The sequence below is a fragment of the Sinomonas sp. ASV322 genome (genome assembly GCF_030908245.1).
Lineage (GTDB): Bacteria > Actinomycetota > Actinomycetes > Actinomycetales > Micrococcaceae > Sinomonas.
Genome location: NZ_JAVFJJ010000001.1, coordinates 369,687 through 385,563, shown reverse-complemented (window position 1 = coordinate 385,563; position 15,877 = coordinate 369,687). Strand labels below are relative to the sequence as shown.

Genomic DNA, 15,877 nt, shown 5'->3' with positions numbered 1-15,877 from the left:
GGGTCCAGCCTAGAACTTGTCGAGGTCCTCGCGTGACGTGGCCGAGTCAGCCGCGGCGTCCGTCTCCGCAGCGGCCTTCGCCTGCTTCCTCGCTCGCCGCCGATCCCGTAGCAGGCACACGCCGATCGCGGCGAAGAAGAGCGCGAGCAGCGGGACGGCGAGCATGAACATCGAGACCACATCGGCCCCCGGTGCCGCAAAGGCCGCGATGACGAACACCGCGAACACCGTGATGCGCCACGCCTTGAGGATCGTCTTGCCAGGGAGGATGCCCGCCGCGTTGAGTCCCACAAGGAGCACGGGGACGAGGAACGCGATGCCGAGGAACAGCACCATGTGCGTCACGAAGTCGATGTATTCGCGCCCGTCGATGAGATTGGAGAACCCGGACGGCGTGAATTGGGTGAGCGCTCGGACGACCTGCGGTGTGGCCGACCACCCGACCCACACGCCCGCAAGGAACAACGGGACCGCCGCGGCCATGTAGCCGAGCGTGTACCGGCGCTCCTTCGTCGTGAGTCCAGGCATGACAAAAGCCCAGACCTGGTAGATCCACACGGGACTCGCGAGCACGAGCCCGATCTGGATCGAGAGCTGGAGCTTGAAGTCGAACGGCGAGCCGACGGTCGAGAAGTTGATCCCCGACATGCCGCCCGTTCGGGCCGCGATGTCTTTGACCGGCTCTTGGAGAGCCTCAAGCAGAGGATCGTAGAGGAACCAGCCGGCAACCGCCCCCAAGAGAACTCCGATTGCCGCCTTGACGAGCCGGTTCTTGAGCTCCTTGAGGTGCTCGAGGAGGGGCATCCGGCCTTCGGGATTGGCCTTTCGCCCCTTGGCCGCGGTCACGCTCAGGCGCGCTGGGACGGGCCGGCGGCTCCGCCGTCGCCCTCAGCGCCCTTCGGCGGGATGACCTTGCCCTCAACGGGCTGCTCATCAGCCGGCTTCTCGGCAGAACCCGACGACGACGCATCCTGCCCGTCCTTCTTCATCTCCTTGACCTCGGAACGGAGAATCCGCATTGACTGGCCAAGGCTGCGCGCCATGCCCGGAAGCTTCGGCGCCGCGAACAGCAGGAGCACCACGACGATGATGACAATGATGACCGCTGGGTTTTCGAAGATACGCACAAGAAATCCTTTCCTTCTGATTCAAGTCTAGATGAGTCCGAGGTCACGGAGTGACTGCGCTTGCCCCCGTTGCGCCCTCCGCGCAACGCGCCGAGCGGTCCGTGCCGTGCGGCGATCGGCCCTCCCCTGCACGTAGGCCCGCCTCATGGCGTCGGGGTCGGCGAAGACCGCGCTTCCGGGCGCGGGAGGATCCACACCATTCTCGTTCCGGAGCACGTCCGCGCCGCTCGCGGCGCGGGGTGCCGACAGCCGCGCAAGGTCCGCCCCGGCGTCGCTCACCACCCGCAGCGCCTTGCGGACGAGCCAATAGCCGCTGCCCACGACGGCACCCGCAGCGCCGACCAGCAGCGCCGCCCAGAGCAGGATCCAGAACCACCACGGCACAGGAAGAGCCTATCCGGTGCGGGATGCGCCCAGCGCACGCGTCAGCCATGCCCGGCAGGCCTCGACGGCGGGCTCGGGGCCCTCGAGGGCTACTGAGCCGCCGAACTGTGCGAGAAAGCGAGGAAGCCAGTCGAGCCCTGCGACGCGCATCCGGACGCGACGGCTCCCGTCCACGAGGTCGATCCCGTCCTCGGCGGCATACTCATGCTCAACCCACAGCGCCTCTGGGGCGAGCCGCAGCACGGCCTCGACGTCGGCATCGCTCGGCTCGATGAGGCGATCGGCCAGTACGGCCTCGATCCCAGGCGGCAGCGGAAGCGGATCAGCGGGCGTGAGCGAGACGATGCGGTCGACCCGGAAGACGCGCCGCTCCGAAACCCGATGGCAATAGGCCTCGACATACCAGCGATCCCCATCCGAACGGAGGGCGAGCGGGCTGATGAGCCTCTCGGTGCGCTCATCCTTGGTCGGGTTGAGGTATTCGAGCAGGAGCGTGCTGCGGTCGGCGACGGCCGTGCGGAGGAGCGGCACGAGGTCGGCGTTGCGCTGCGGTTCCGCATCGACGTCGACCTCTGGCATCGCCCGCGCGCCGTGGGCGGTGGCGGCACGGACTTTCTCCACAAGTGCTTCGAGGGTCGGACGCTCGTCGGCCGAAGCCATCGGCAGCAGCGTCTGAAGGCCGAGCTGGAGCGAGAGCGCCTCCTCGACGCTGAGCCGGCGGGGGCGCGCGAGCTCGGGCGCATTGGCCAGGCTCACGACGCCGTCGTGCACGTCGACTTCGATGTAGTCCTGCCAGCCGCCCACATCCGTCGGTCCGGTGTATTCGAGCACCGAGAGTTCCTGTTCGAGCTGGCGCGGCGACACGCCGTAGCGCTCCGCCGCGGCGCCGATCTGGACTGGACCCTGCAGCAGGTAAGGCACAAGATCGACGATCCGTCCGAACCGTTCGTCGGAGGGCCTCGTCTTCCGTCCTTCGGGTCCCCGCGTAACGGGAGCGGCTCCCGCAGTGCCGAGCGCGGCGAGGGCCCCTTCGAAGCGCGCGACGACGGCTCGCGCGAGCTCGGGCGGCGATTCGACGACGAGCGCATCGCCGTAGCCCGCAAGATGATCGGCCGCGACGGTCACGTCGCGGAAGCTGTAAGAACCCGCCTCCCACCCTTCGGGTGCCTCGGCATTCACGGGCTTCCACGCCGTCAGTCTGAGTTCGAGCGCACGGCCCTCGGCGATGCGGACCCGCGCGAGCTGCTCCGGGAGAGCTGAGAGGCGCTCGAGCTGCTCGTGGACGGCACCCTCGGCGGGGACGTCGAAGGATCGCTCCACGCCGACGCTCACGCGGCCCCGGATCCGTGAAAGACGGAAGACGCGCGGCGCTTGCCGGCCTGTGTCCAGTCCTACGAGGTACCACTGCCCGTAGCGCTGGCCAAGCCCCCACGGCTGCACCGAACGTTCCTCCTCGCGGCCCGTGCTCGTCGCGAAATACTGGAACGTGACTTCGGCACGGCGAGAAGCCGCATCGGCGAGCGTCGCGTAGCGCGGGTCATCGAGGCGCACGCGCGGCTGGACGAGCGACGGCGGTGAGTCCGGGAGCGCTCCCGCGGCCTCGAGGCGCCGCAAGGCCGCCCTGGCTGCTGCGCCGGCGAGTGCGCCCTGGGACGCGAGGCCGGCGAGGGCGAGCAACGATTGCTCTTGCCGCGTGAAATCAAGTTCTGGAAGGCGGAACTGCCGAGGGTCAATCCGGTAGAGGGACGTCATCGACGGGCTGTCTGCGCGTTCGTAGCCCTGGCGTTCGAGGATCTCGGCCCCGAGCGCCCGGAGATCGGCTTTGTCCCGTTCGAATTGGCGCTCCACCGCGTCCCGCTCGCGATCGGCTCCCGGCACCCACCCATAGACGTCCTTGAGGAGCCGCTCGCGAGAGATGCCGAGCTCGGTATGCAGGAGCGCGATGAGGAGGTTCAGGAGACGTTCGGTCTTCTTCTGGGACACATGTGCAGGCTACCCGGAACGCACGCGGGGCGCGGACAGCATGTGCTGCCCGCGCCCCGGATGATGAAACGGTGCTGTGTCAGTGCGCTCCGACTCAGCCCACTCCGACAAGATCGACGACGAAGATGAGCGACTCGTTCGGGCCGATGACACCGCCCGCACCGCGAGGCCCATAGGCGAGGTCCGACGGGATCTCGAGCCGGCGGCGGCCGCCGACCTTCATGCCGAGGAGGCCCTGGTCCCAGCCCTGGATGACTTGGCCGACACCGACCCGGAAGTCGAGAGGAGCCCCACGGTTCCAGCTTGCGTCGAACTCCTCCCCCGTGGACCACGCGACGCCGACGTAGTGCGTCGTGACGGTGTCGCCAGCCACAACTTCTCGGCCGTCGCCCTCGACGAGGTCCACGATCTTGAGCTCCGTGGGCACAGGACCCTCGGGGAAGTCGATCTCAGGCTTCTGTCGGTCGTATTCGCGCTGTCCGAAGGACATGGTGTTCCTCTCGTGGGATGGATTGCTGGGCGTCCGACTGAATCTACTGGACGCCGAGGATGTCGACAACGAAGACGAGGTCGCCCTTCGCCTGCCCTTGGCCCTGGTCGCCATACGCCTGCGCGGCAGGAATGACGAGGAGAACCCGGGATCCGACGGTCTTGCCCGTGAGGCCCTTGGTCCACCCCTCGATCACCTGGCCGAGGCCGAAGGTGGCCGGCGTCCCGCGATCGTAGCTCGAATCGAACTTGGTCCCGTCGGAGAGGTTGACGCCCACGTAGTTCGCAACGATCGTGTCCGTCGCCTGGACCGTGGCGCCCTTGCCCTTGATGAGGTCCTGAGAGACGAGCTGGGCGGGCTTCGCGACGCCCTTGACGTCGATCTGCGGGACGCCCTTCGAGTCTTCGGTCACCGCTGGAAGTCCGGCGGGCGGAGTCACGGGGTCTCCCTCTGGCTTCTTGAGCGGGGCCGGGATGTCCTTCGCGTCGGTGATCTTGACGATGAGAAGAGTCGTCGCGTTGTCCCCGCCCTTGTCGGCGCTCGCCGGCGGGGTCGCGTAGGCGAGGTACGAACCGATCTTGGCACCGACGAACGCGTTGTAGAGGACGGAGTTCCCCTGCTTGAGGCTGTCGTCGACCGGGACCTTCTGCGGCTGCCCGGAGGAGAATGAATCGCCGAGCGTGCTGCCGTCCGTTCCCTTGAGCGCAAGGACGCTGACGACGACGGACTGCCCCGCCTTGACGGCGGCGCCCGATCCCTCCTGAACCACCTTGATCGTGGGGGTCGACACAGACAGGGGCTTGGCGAAATCGACGGTCGGGGCCTTGTCCCCCGGAGTCACCTTGAGCGAACTGAAGGCGTTAACATCGCCTGCGGACTGGCTTGTCGGCCCGTTCGAGCCTCCAGAGCTGCAGCCCGCGATAAGCAGCGCAAGGGGCAGCACGAGCGCAAGGAATCGGCGCACTGATCTACTTCCTGTGGAGATTCTTCGCCATTCGTGGCGACGGTCGAGGCCGAAGGCCCCCTCTAGGGTAGCGACTCAGCCTGAGAACGCCCGTTTCAGCCTCATGTCCCGCACGTCATCCAGTGAAGGGCCGCAGAGTCTCGAGCAGTTCGTCGACGCGCGAGTCCTCGTTGGAGAACGGATCCTTGCACAAGATGGTGTGGTGGGCTCTGTCATTGAGCTTGAGATGAACCCAATCGACCGTGTAGTCCGCTCCTGCCGCCTGCGCCGCCTGGACGAAGCGTCCCCGGAGTCTCGCGCGCGTCGACTGCGGCGGCGACTCCACCGCCGTCGCAATGGCGGCGTCGTCGACCACTCGTGCGGCTTGGCCCCGGCGCTGCAGGAGGAAGAAGAGTCCGCGCTCGGGGCTGATGTCGTGATACGTGAGGTCGAGCTGGGCAACGCGCGCCGAATCGAGATCGACGCCATGGCGCGCACAGTAGCTGTCAATGAGCTTCTTCTTGATCGCCCAGTCCACCTCGGTGTCGATCCCCGAGGTGTCCCCGGACTCGATCGCGTCCAGGGTGCGCTCCCACAGGCCGAGGATGCGCGCGACATGCGGAGTGTGCGCTCCATGCTGGCCAACGAAATGCGACGCCTTCTCGAGATAGACGCGCTGCATGTCAAGGGCCGTCATCTCGGTGCCGTTCGCGAGGCGGACGACGGCGCGCCCCGAGAGGTCGTGCGAGATCTCCCGGATGCTGCGGATCGGGTTCTCCATCCTCAGGTCCCGCATGATGACGCCCGATTCGATCATGCGAAGGATCAGATCGACGGTGCCGATCTTCATCATCGTGGTCGTCTCGGACATCGTCGAGTCGCCCACAATCACGTGCAGGCGTCGGAAATGCTCGGCATCGGCGTGCGGCTCGTCCCGCGTATTGATGATCGGGCGCGATCGCGTCGTCGCCGAGGAGAGGCCCTCCCAGATGTGGTCTGCCCTCTGGGAGAAGGCGTACACGGGTCCATGGGGCGTGCGGAGTACTTTGCCGGCGCCACACAAGAGCTGTCGAGTCACGAGGAACGGGATGAGGATCTCGGCGAGTCTCGAGAACTCTGTGCGCCTCGGGATGAGGTAGTTCTCGTGGCTCCCATACGAGTTGCCGGCCGTGTCCGTGTTGTTCTTGAAGAGGTAGACGCTGCCGTCGAACCCCTCCTCGCGGAGCCGCTTCTGCGCCTCGTCGATGAGGTCTACGAGAATGCGCTCGCCGGCTCGGTCATGCGCCACGAGCTGGGCGACGTCGTCGCATTCTGCCGTTGCGTACTCGGGGTGGGATCCGACATCGAGATAGAGCCGCGAGCCGTTGCCCAAGAACACGTTGGACGAACGGCCCCAGCTCACGACCTTGCGGAACAGGTAGCGCGCCACCTCTTCGGGGGCAAGCGGCCTGCCCTGCGGGCTCGAGTACGCGATCCCGAACTCGGTCTCGACCCCGAAGATGCGGCGGTCCACGCGGCTCCTAACGTCGTTTCTGCGGGCCAGGGAAGCTGGCCAGCGGCTAGATCGGCCCGGTCAGAAGCTCCGTGAGCTCATCCTGGCTGATGCGCCGGAATGCTCGGCGGAGTCCCCGCCCGGTCTCGGATTTCCGGTCGAGGACCGCAACTTCGAGGCTGAGCGTCGGATCGGTGCGTTCATCGCGCAAGGCCTTGGCCGCCAGCTGGATTGCCTCGGCGAAGGACGCCTCGGCACTCCACCCTCCGATGACGGCCTCGGCGACGCGCTCGGCGGCTCCTCCCATGACGACGAAGCGCCGTTCGTCGGCGATCGAGCCGTCGAAGGTGAGGCGAAACAAGTGGTCGGAGCCGACGTCGTGCCCGACTTCGGCCACGGTGAGCTCGACCTCGAGGGGCTTCTGCTCGGCCGTGAACACGGCTCCGAGGCTCTGCGCGTAGACGCTCGCGAGCCCGCGCCCGGTGACGTCGACACGGTCGTACGAGTAGCCGCGAACATCGGCGTAGCGCACGCCCGCCTGGCGCAGGCTCTCGAACTCGTTGTATTTGCCAACTGCCGCGAAGGCGATCTTGTCGTAGATCTCGCCGATCTTGTGGAGCGACGGCGAGGGGTTCTCGGCGACGAGCGCGATTCCGTCCCGGCAGCACAGCACGACGACGGACCGGCCTCGCGCGATACCTTTTCGTGCAAAATCAGCGCGGTCCTTCATGACCTGCTCGGGCGAAACGTAGAACGGCTGGGTCATGTCAGGCCTCCCGTCCTGCGATGCTGCGCTGCTCGAAGATGTCGCCCGCGATCTGCGCCAGCTCGTTCTCGGACGCCCGCCGATTCCCCACGCGGGTGACGGTGTACACGACCGGCCAGAGCTGACGGAGGGGATCCGGGCCGCCTGTCGCGGAGTCGTCGTCGGCCGCGTCGAAAAGCGCCTCGACGGAGACCCGAACGGCATCGGCCTCCGCGAGGCCGGGCCGCCACAGCTTCTTGAGGGCTCCGCGCGCGAAGACGGATCCCGAGCCCACCGAGTGGTGCTCGAGTTCCTCGTAGCGGCCGCCCGTCACGTCGTAGGAGAAGAGGCGCCCCACGCCCTGATACAGATCAAAGCCCGCGAAGAGCGGGACCACCGCGAGGCCCTGGAGCGCGAGCGACAGATTCGCGCGGATCATCGCCCCGAGCCGCGTGGCCTTCCCCTCGAGGCTCAGGAGCGTGCCCTCGATCTTTTCGTAATGCTCAAGTTCGACCTGGAAGAGGCGCACGATGTCGACTGCGAGACCGGCCGCTCCGGCGATTCCGAGGACCGAGTACTGATCCGCCGGAAAGACCTTCTCGATGTGCCGGCTCGCGATCATGCTGCCCATCGTTGCACGGCGGTCGCCGGCCATGAGGACCCCGCCCGCGAAAGACATCGCGACGACGGTTGTACCGTGCGGTGAGAGGTGGGACGCGTCAGACGGAACCACCCGATTCGATGGGAGCAGGTCCGGACGAACGGCTGCCAGATGCTCGGTGAAGGACGACGTCGCGTTGCCGACGACGCGTTCTGCGAGGAAGTCGTTCATCCTGGAGGCCTACTGGCCGCCCTTCTGGACGAAACCTCGCACAAACTCCTCGGCGTTGCTCTCAAGCACGCCGTCGATCTCGTCGAGCAGATCGTCAACGCCTTGGGTCGCCTCAGACGCCTGCGGAGCAGCCGGTGCGGGCGCGGCACCCGGTTCGACGTCTTCGACGTCTTCCCGTGACTGGCTGCTCTTCTGCTCCTGACCGGCCATAGCCGCCTCCTTGCATCGAACTCGCCGCCTGTGCGACGGGCTGTGAGACCAATACTGTCACTCTTTCATGCCGTTGACCGGACTTCGGGAAGCAGGACCGTGGAGCTAGGTATGCCGCTCCCCGAGGAGCGCGTCGAGGAACCCCTGGATATCCGGGTGGCTCTCGAAGAGCCCGCCCGTGAGCGCGCGCGTGCCGCGCAGCGGCTCACGGGTGGGGACGCGCTGAAGCCGGTAGCTGCCCGGCGGCGAGAACACGACCGAGTCCCAGCTCGCGCTGGCGACGTTGGCCGGGAATCGCTGGATGCTCTTTCCGCGGAACCAGGCCCGGGTGTCCTCCGGGGGTTCGATCGCCGCGCGGGCGATCTCGACGTCGTCCGCCATGCGCGAGAGGCGCCCGCTCGCCATGAGCCGATTCGCGAGGCCGCGCTCGGGGCGGACGTCCGACCATTGGATGTCGATGAGGCCGAGTCGCGGGTCGCTCCAGGCGAGGCCGTCTCGCGCACGGTAGCCCTCAAGGACCATTTGCTTCGCCGCCCATTCGATGTAGCCGGCTGCGGCATCCAGATCCGATCCGAGCGCGGTGAGGGCGCGCTCCCAGAGCCGCAGGACCGTGGCGGTATGCCCGTCTCCCCCGTGTTCGGCAGCAACTCCGGCGTCGGCCGCGAGCTTGGCAGCCGCCTCGAAGTAGATCCATTGGAGCTCGAGCCCGGTGAGCCGGCGTCCGTCCAGCAAGCGCACTGTTTCGCGCAGGTCGGTGTCATGGCTGAGCCGATGCATCGCGGCTACCGGCTCGTGGATCTCGATCGCGGGGGCGGCGCCCGCCTCGATGAGGCTCAGCACGAGAGCCGTCGTGCCGAATTTGAGATAGTTCGCCACGTGGCTGCAATTGGCGTCGCCCACGATCACATGCAGGCGCCGGTACTTGTCGGCGACGGCGTGCGGCTCGTCCCGCGTGTTGATGATGGGTCGGCGCATCGTGGTCTCGAGCCCGACTTCGGCTTCGAAGAAGTCAGCACGCTGGCTCACTTGGAATCCCGGAGTCCGGCCGTCCTGCCCGATGCCGACGCGCCCTGCCCCACAGACGAGCTGACGCGAAACGAAGAACGGGATGAGGCCGCGGACGAGGTCCGAGAACGGCACCGAACGCGGCACGAGGTAGTTCTCGTGCGAGCCGTACGAAGCACCCTTGCCATCGGTGTTGTTCTTGTACAGGTTGATCGGCCCGTGCTCGGGGTCGGAGGCGAGCGCCCTCACGGCGGCGAGGACCACGGCGTCCCCCGCGGAATCCCAAACCACCGCATCGCGCGGATTCGTGACCTCGGGGCTCGAGTACTCGGGATGGGCGTGGTCAACATAGAGGCGCGCGCCATTGCCCAGCACGAGGTTCATGAGAGCCGGCTCCTGATCGCCGTCGAGCTCGATCTCGGCAGGACCGTGGGCGAGCGCGACGCCCTCCGCCGTGAGCACGGGCTCGAGATCCGTCAGGAGATCCGGATGAGCCTGGCTGCGCCGAACCGACCAGCCGCGGGCATCTCGAAGCGGCGTCTCGTCGGTGTAGTCCCACCCGGCCCCCGGCGAGGCATGGAGCCGTTCCCGCGTGAGGCGCGCGTATGCAGCAATCACCTGTGACGAGAGATATGTCGCATTCGCTCCCGGCGTCGACGGCGCATGGATCCCGTACTCGGTCTCGGAGCCCATGACCCGTAGGGCTCCGCCCGCTGGCAGGCCGTCGGGCCCGTGTTCGCTGGTCGACATGTCACTCCCCTTCCCGGTGCCGACTCACAGGTACTGGCCGGTGCTTTGGGCCGTTTCGATCGTGCGACCGGGCTCGCTGCCTCCCTTGCCCTGGATGATCGTCCGGATGTATGTGATGCGCTCTCCCTTCTTTCCGGAGATGCGCGCCCAATCGTCGGGATTCGTCGTATTCGGCATGTCCTCGTGCTCGCGGAACTCATCGGCCACGGCGCGGAGGAGGTGCTCGACCCGGATGCCCTTCGAACCCGTGGTGAGAAGCTCCTTGATGGCTGCCTTCTTGGCGCGATCCACGACGTTCTGGATCACCGCGCCAGAGTTGAAGTCCTTGAAGTACAGGATCTCGGTGTCGCCGTTCGCATAGGTCACCTCGAGGTACTCATTCACCTTGTCCGTCGAGTACATCGCCTCGACGGTCCGCTGGATCATGGCTTGGACCGTCGCCTCGGGGTCGCCTCCGTGCTCGCCAAGATCCGCCGTGTGGATTGGTAGGTCGGCGGTGAGGTACTTCGAGAAGATGTCCGCCGCGGCCTCGGCGTCGGGTCGCTGGATCTTGATCTTCACATCCAGCCGGCCTGGCCGGAGGATTGCGGGGTCGATCATGTCCTCGCGGTTCGACGCGCCGATGACGATCACGTTGTCGAGGCGTTCGACTCCGTCGATCTCGCTCAGAAGCTGCGGGACGATCGTCGTCTCGACGTCGGAGGAGACCCCCGTCCCACGGGTGCGGAACAGCGAGTCCATCTCATCGAAGAAGACGACGACAGGGCTTCCGTCCGACGCCTTCTCCCGGGCTCGCGAGAAGATGAGGCGGATGTGGCGCTCGGTCTCCCCGACGTACTTGTCGAGAAGCTCCGGGCCCTTGATGTTGAGGAAGTAGCTCCTGATGTCCTGGCCAGCGCGCTCCATCGCCCGAGCGGCGAGCGAATTGGCGACGGCCTTCGCGATGAGCGTCTTGCCGCAGCCCGGGGGGCCGTACAGGAGGATGCCCTTGGGGGCCTTGAGCCCGTGCTCGCGGTACAGTCCCGGGTGCAAGAACGGTAGCTCGACGGCGTCCCGGATCTGTTCGATCTGGGAGGCGAGGCCGCCGATGTCCGCGTAGCTGATGTCCGGAATCTCCTCGAGGACGAGATTCTCGACCTCTGAGCGTGGGACCTTCTCGAGGGCGGTCTGTGTCCGGTTGTCGATCGAGACGGCGTCGCCCACCCGAAGCTGCTCGAGGAGGAGCGGCCCGGAGAGCCTGACGACGCGTTCCTCGTCGCCGCGACCGATCACGAGGACGCGATCAGGGCTCAGCAGCTCCTTGATCGTCACCAGCTCGCCGGAACGCTCATAGCCAAGGCCCGCGACGACCTCGAACGCCTCGTTGAGAAGTACCTCTTGGCCGACGCTCAGTTCCGAGAGGGAGATGAGCGGGCTGAGGCCCACGCGGATCTTGCGCCCCGATGTCACGACGTCGACGCTCTCGTCCGTCACGGCAGCCGCGGCGCCCCCGGCCGGACGGCGGCGATTGAGCTGGACAACCGTGCCGTAGCTGTACGGGGGCTGGCCCTCATGCTCGAGGGCGGCCTTGAGCCGTACGATCTCGGACTTGGCCGTCTGCAGCATCTCCGACATGCGGGTGTTGTTCGACGTCGCCGCGGAGAGCTGCCGATCCACCGCCCGGAGCTTATCCCGGAGGACGTTGACCTGACGCTCGAGAACGCTCAATTGCTCCGCGTTTGCACGCTGGACGGCATCGTCGCGACCGGTCCCGGTCCCATCGCGCTCTTCCATGACTCTCACACCCTCCCACCGCTCGGATCTTCCGATACTTCGACACTAGCTCCACAAGAGCCAGCCGAAACTCTCCGAAGCACCAGAGTCACTAAGCGTTACACTCACGCAACGTTTGGGAGGCCAAAAAGCATCCGCGAAGCGACGCTCAGGCTTCCTCTGGCCGCCCGGCTCGGGCGTCGCGCGCGGCCCGGCGCAGCTTCCGGTCCGACACGGCGCGTTCGCCAACGGATTCAGGGGTCCAGGCGTTGAGGTCTTCCTCGCTGAACTCCGTCTTCACCCGCTTCTTGCGGACGAGCGGCGCCACGCCCTCGGCGAGCCGCCGGGTGACGAGGAGGAAACCCGTGTGCCCCACCATGCGGTGCTCGGGGCGGACGGCAAGGCCCTCGAGATGCCACCCGCGGACCATCGACTCCCAGGCATCAGGCTCGGTGAACCGGCCGTCCGCACGAATCGCTTCCGCCGTCCGCGAAAGCTGGGTCGCCGTCGCGACATAGTTGATCCACACGCCGCCGGGGGCCAAGACTGTGGCGACGGCGTCGAGGCATTCCCATGGCGCGAGCATGTCGAGCACGACCCGATCGACGCTCGCCGGCTCCTCTGCTTTGACGACCTCCTCCTGGAAGTCGCCGAGCGAGATCCGCCACGCGGGATGCGGCCCCCCGAAGATCGTCTCGACGTTGCCGCGCGCGATGTCAGCGAATTCCTTGCGGCGCTCGAACGAGTGGAGGTACCCGCCGTCGCCCACCGCCCGAAGGAGGGAGATCGACAGGGCGCCGGAGCCCACCCCGGCCTCGACGACTCGAGCGCCCGGGAAGATGTCTGCCATCGTGACGATCTGCCCGGCGTCCTTGGGGTACACCACCGCCGCACCGCGCGGCATCGAGAGCACGAAGTCAGACAGCAGCGGCCGGAGGGCCTGATACTGGTGCCCTGCCGTGTTCGTCACGACCGAGCCGTCGGGCAGTCCGATGACCGCGTCATGGTTCAGGAAGCCCTTGTGGGTGTGAAACGCACCCCCGGCCTCGAGAGTGATCGTGTTCATGCGGCCGCGCTCGTCGGTGAGCTGGACCCGCTCGCCGACCCGGAATGGCCCGCGGCGGATGGCCGAGCCCGTGGGCTCCGGGGCGAGCGCGGGCGATGCCGGAGTGCTGCTTTCGGTCATGGGTCCCTTCTTCATGAGGTGGAGCTTTCAGGGCGACGCACGTCGCCCGTGGCTAACGCGCGGGGCGGCCGGAGATGGCGGCGACGACGGCACGCTGGCTCAGCAGGCCGACGACGCGGCCCGAGGCGTCGACGACGGCGTACTCGGTGCCTTGGAGCTGGGAGAGGTACTGGACGAGTTCCTGGCCCGACGCAGTCTCGGGAACATACGCGCCTGGCGCGAGGGCGTACCCGACCGCGGTGACGGGCGTGGAGGCCCAGGCCTCGTGGGGAACGCGGGCGATCGCCGCCGGATCGACGACGCCCTGCGGCTTGCCGTCGGGCGCGCACAGGACGACGACGGTGCCTTGCCCGGCGCCTGCCCCGACGGCCTGCTCTACCGTGGCGAAATTGGGCACGCCCACGGCCGGAGCTGCGAGTCTGCCCGCGACGACGTTGGGAAGGCGGCTGCGGAACCCGGCGTTGCGGATCGAGGCGGTAGCGCCCTGCCACAGGAATCCCGCGATGAGCACCGTCACGAGGGTGAACGAGATGTCCAACCCTTGGCCCTGAAGGAGTGGGAGGACGACGCCGAGGAAGACCACGCCGGCGACGACGACGCGCCCCGCCCATCCCGCCGCAATGGTCCCCTTCTCCTGTGAGCCTGTTGCCTTCCAGACCGCACTCTCGACAAGCCGGCCGCCGTCCAGCGGAAGCCCCGGGAGGACGTTGAAGAGTCCAATGAGGAAATTGGCCCACATGAAGATGTTGGCGAGGATGTCCGCGACGCCGTGGAGGCTCACCGCGTTCACGAGCGCCCACGCACCGCCGGCCAGCAGGAGATTGGCCGCGGGCCCCGCGAGGGCGACGACAACGGACTTGCCGGGCGACGCGGTGAAGCTCTCGAACTGGGTGTGGCCGCCCCACAGGTTGAGGACGATTTTCTGGCTGGGCCATCCGAACGCCCGAGCGCTCAGGGCATGCGCGAGCTCATGGACCAGGACTGAGATCAGCAGGAGAACGGCGTATGCGAATGCCACGAGGTAGGCACCCGTGCCGAGCTGGGGCTGGCGCAGCTGAAGGGTGGGCCCGTACACGACGACGGTGAAGCCCGCGATGAGGAACCACGAATACGCGAGGTAGACGGGCACCCCCGCGATTCGTCCGAGGCGGATCCCGTCCCGGGATCGCCCGGCCGCGGAGTGGGCGTGCTCCCCCTCGGGCCGCGGCGGCTGCTGATCGCCAAGGCTTCCGCTCACGCGCCCACCCGGTCCGCTGTTTCCGTGACGGCCTGTGCCGTGACGACCTGGGAGAGAACCGCCGCGACGTCGCCGGCGGTGCGGCCGGCGAGCGTGGCCCAATGCGCAGCACCCAAGTCCACGGGGAGGTCGAGGGCATTCGGCACGACGATGGTCGCGAGGCCTGCCGCGACGGCTGAGGTCGCGCCCGGGAGCGAGTCTTCGATCGCGACGCACTCAGAGTCGGTGAGGCCCGGGAGCCCACCCTCCAACAGGTCAAGGGCCTTGAGGTATGGCTCGGGGTCTGGCTTGCCGCGAGTCACGGAGTCCCCCGTGACGACGGCCGCGAACGTACCCGCCGGGAGGTGCTTGAGGATGCGCTCGACCATGGGCCGCTCGGACATGGTCACGAGCGCGCACGCGATCCCCGCCGCGGAAAGCTCCGTCAGCAGCTCGCGTGCGCCTGGACGCCACGGGACGGCCACGCCGAGCTGTTCGACGACGCGCGCGGTCAGGGTGTCGATGATCTCGCGCACTCCCATCGCGACTCCGGCCTCCTGGAGGATGCCGGCGGACGTCGGAAGCGCCTGGCCGACAAGGCGCATGGCCTGCTCGTGCCCCCACGTCCCGCCGAAGGACTCGACGAGCTCGTGCTCGGCGACGATCCAATAGGGCTCGGTATCGACAAGCGTGCCGTCCATATCCCAGAGGACGGCACGCAGGGCAGCGTCAGTTTCGGCGGGGAGGCGCATATGCACCAGTCTACGGGGCGCCACGGCGTGTACTCCCTGCGCGAAACTCGCACGACGCTGACCCCAACGACCCTGCGAACGCGGGTGCATGGTCATAGTCTGGAGCGATGAACGAGTTCGACGCCGACGCCCCGGCTCCCCACCCCGGCCTCTTCCCGACGCCTACCGAGGGCGAGCGGGTCACGGTCATGATCGCGGCCTTCGAAGGCTGGAATGACGCGGGCGAGGCTGCGAGCGAGGCGGTGCGCGCCATCAAGCGGCAATTCGGGGCCCAGAAGGTCGGGGCCATCGACGCCGACGACTACTACGACTTCCAGTTCACGCGGCCCACGGTCCGCCGTTCCGGTTCGGGCCGCCGCAGGATCCGCTGGCCTTCGACGCGGATCTCCACCGCGCGGCTTGAGGACTACCCGGTCAATCTCGTGTTCGTACAGGGCACCGAGCCGTCGTACCGCTGGCGTGCATTCACAGAGGACCTCATGGAGTTCGTCGAAGACCTCGGCGTCGACTACCTGGTCGTCGTCGGGGCCCTGCTAGCTGACGTCCCGCACAGCCGGCCGATTCCGGTGACGGCCACGAGCGAGACGGGCGACCTGAGGGAACGCCTCAACCTCGAGGCCTCGCAGTACGAGGGTCCGACCGGCATTGTCGGTGTGTTCGCGGATACCGCGGACCATCAGGGGATTCCGACCGTCTCGCTCTGGGCGGCCGTTCCGCATTACGTCGCTCAGGCGCCTTCGCCGAAGGCCCAGCTCGCTCTCATGCACCGGATTGAAGAGCTCATCCAGATCCCGCTCGATACGAATGACCTCGCCGAGGATGCCGAAGCCTGGGAGCGGGGCGTCAACGAGCTCGCGACGGAGGACCCGGAGATCGCGGCCTATATCCAGCAGCTCGAAGAGGCCAAGGACACGGCCGATCTCCCGGAGGCGACGGGCGAATCGATCGCGCGAGAGTTCGAGCGCTATCTCAAGCGCCGCGGCAAAGACGGGGGCGCCTCGACGACCTGA

Annotated in this window: 16 protein-coding genes; 1 reads left to right on the top strand and 15 read right to left on the bottom strand. The window is 67.4% G+C overall.

Going from position 1 to position 15,877, the window contains the following annotated elements; all coding sequences use genetic code 11:
* Positions 1 to 9: 9 nt before the first annotated feature.
* The 15 genes from tatC to RBS12_RS01700 form a co-directional block, all read right to left on the bottom strand.
* Positions 10 to 804, bottom strand: a complete 795-nt coding sequence (gene tatC, locus RBS12_RS01770; RefSeq protein WP_307964318.1) for a twin-arginine translocase subunit TatC — start codon at positions 802 to 804, stop codon at positions 10 to 12.
* 44 nt (positions 805 to 848) lie between these two features.
* The gene (tatA, locus tag RBS12_RS01765; RefSeq protein ID WP_307964317.1) at positions 849 to 1,127 is read right to left on the bottom strand and encodes a Sec-independent protein translocase subunit TatA; all 279 of its coding nucleotides are present in this window, start codon (positions 1,125 to 1,127) and stop codon (positions 849 to 851) included.
* Between the two features lie 27 nt (positions 1,128 to 1,154).
* Positions 1,155 to 1,511 carry a hypothetical protein gene (locus RBS12_RS01760; RefSeq protein WP_307964316.1) on the bottom strand — a complete coding sequence of 119 codons (357 nt, stop codon included), beginning with the start codon at positions 1,509 to 1,511 and terminating at the stop codon, positions 1,155 to 1,157.
* Between the two features lie 9 nt (positions 1,512 to 1,520).
* A complete protein-coding gene (locus tag RBS12_RS01755; protein ID WP_307964315.1) occupies positions 1,521 to 3,494 on the bottom strand; it encodes a WYL domain-containing protein in 1,974 nt (657 codons plus the stop codon).
* A gap of 94 nt (positions 3,495 to 3,588) precedes the next feature.
* A complete protein-coding gene (locus tag RBS12_RS01750) occupies positions 3,589 to 3,984 on the bottom strand; it encodes an FKBP-type peptidyl-prolyl cis-trans isomerase (RefSeq protein ID WP_307964314.1) in 396 nt (131 codons plus the stop codon).
* Between the two features lie 43 nt (positions 3,985 to 4,027).
* On the bottom strand, positions 4,028 to 4,948 hold the full coding sequence (locus tag RBS12_RS01745) for an FKBP-type peptidyl-prolyl cis-trans isomerase (protein WP_307964313.1): 921 nt from the start codon (positions 4,946 to 4,948) through the stop codon (positions 4,028 to 4,030).
* A gap of 115 nt (positions 4,949 to 5,063) precedes the next feature.
* Complete coding sequence (pafA, locus tag RBS12_RS01740) at positions 5,064 to 6,440, bottom strand: Pup--protein ligase (protein ID WP_307964312.1); 1,377 nt, start codon at positions 6,438 to 6,440, stop codon at positions 5,064 to 5,066.
* A 46-nt stretch (positions 6,441 to 6,486) separates the two neighbouring features.
* Entirely contained in the window at positions 6,487 to 7,185 is a 699-nt protein-coding gene (gene prcA / locus RBS12_RS01735) for a proteasome subunit alpha (RefSeq protein ID WP_307964311.1), read from the bottom strand.
* 1 nt (position 7,186) lies between these two features.
* On the bottom strand, positions 7,187 to 7,996 hold the full coding sequence (prcB, locus tag RBS12_RS01730) for a proteasome subunit beta (RefSeq protein WP_307964310.1): 810 nt from the start codon (positions 7,994 to 7,996) through the stop codon (positions 7,187 to 7,189).
* Between the two features lie 9 nt (positions 7,997 to 8,005).
* On the bottom strand, positions 8,006 to 8,206 hold the full coding sequence (locus RBS12_RS01725; protein ID WP_307964309.1) for a ubiquitin-like protein Pup: 201 nt from the start codon (positions 8,204 to 8,206) through the stop codon (positions 8,006 to 8,008).
* Between the two features lie 105 nt (positions 8,207 to 8,311).
* Positions 8,312 to 9,961 (bottom strand): depupylase/deamidase Dop, encoded by a 1,650-nt coding sequence (gene dop / locus RBS12_RS01720; protein ID WP_307964308.1) that lies wholly within the window; start codon positions 9,959 to 9,961, stop codon positions 8,312 to 8,314.
* Positions 9,962 to 9,985: 24 nt separating this feature from the next.
* Positions 9,986 to 11,734 carry a proteasome ATPase gene (gene arc / locus RBS12_RS01715; RefSeq protein ID WP_307964307.1) on the bottom strand — a complete coding sequence of 583 codons (1,749 nt, stop codon included), beginning with the start codon at positions 11,732 to 11,734 and terminating at the stop codon, positions 9,986 to 9,988.
* Between the two features lie 148 nt (positions 11,735 to 11,882).
* Positions 11,883 to 12,899, bottom strand: a complete 1,017-nt coding sequence (locus tag RBS12_RS01710; protein WP_307964306.1) for a tRNA (adenine-N1)-methyltransferase — start codon at positions 12,897 to 12,899, stop codon at positions 11,883 to 11,885.
* Positions 12,900 to 12,951: 52 nt separating this feature from the next.
* Complete coding sequence (locus RBS12_RS01705) at positions 12,952 to 14,136, bottom strand: site-2 protease family protein (protein WP_373886454.1); 1,185 nt, start codon at positions 14,134 to 14,136, stop codon at positions 12,952 to 12,954.
* A complete protein-coding gene (locus RBS12_RS01700; protein ID WP_307964305.1) occupies positions 14,133 to 14,867 on the bottom strand; it encodes an HAD family phosphatase in 735 nt (244 codons plus the stop codon). The genes RBS12_RS01705 and RBS12_RS01700 overlap by 4 nt, the downstream gene beginning before the upstream one ends.
* 107 nt (positions 14,868 to 14,974) lie before the next feature.
* Between RBS12_RS01700 and RBS12_RS01695 the strand changes: the two genes are divergently transcribed.
* Complete coding sequence (locus RBS12_RS01695) at positions 14,975 to 15,877, top strand: PAC2 family protein (protein WP_307964304.1); 903 nt, start codon at positions 14,975 to 14,977, stop codon at positions 15,875 to 15,877.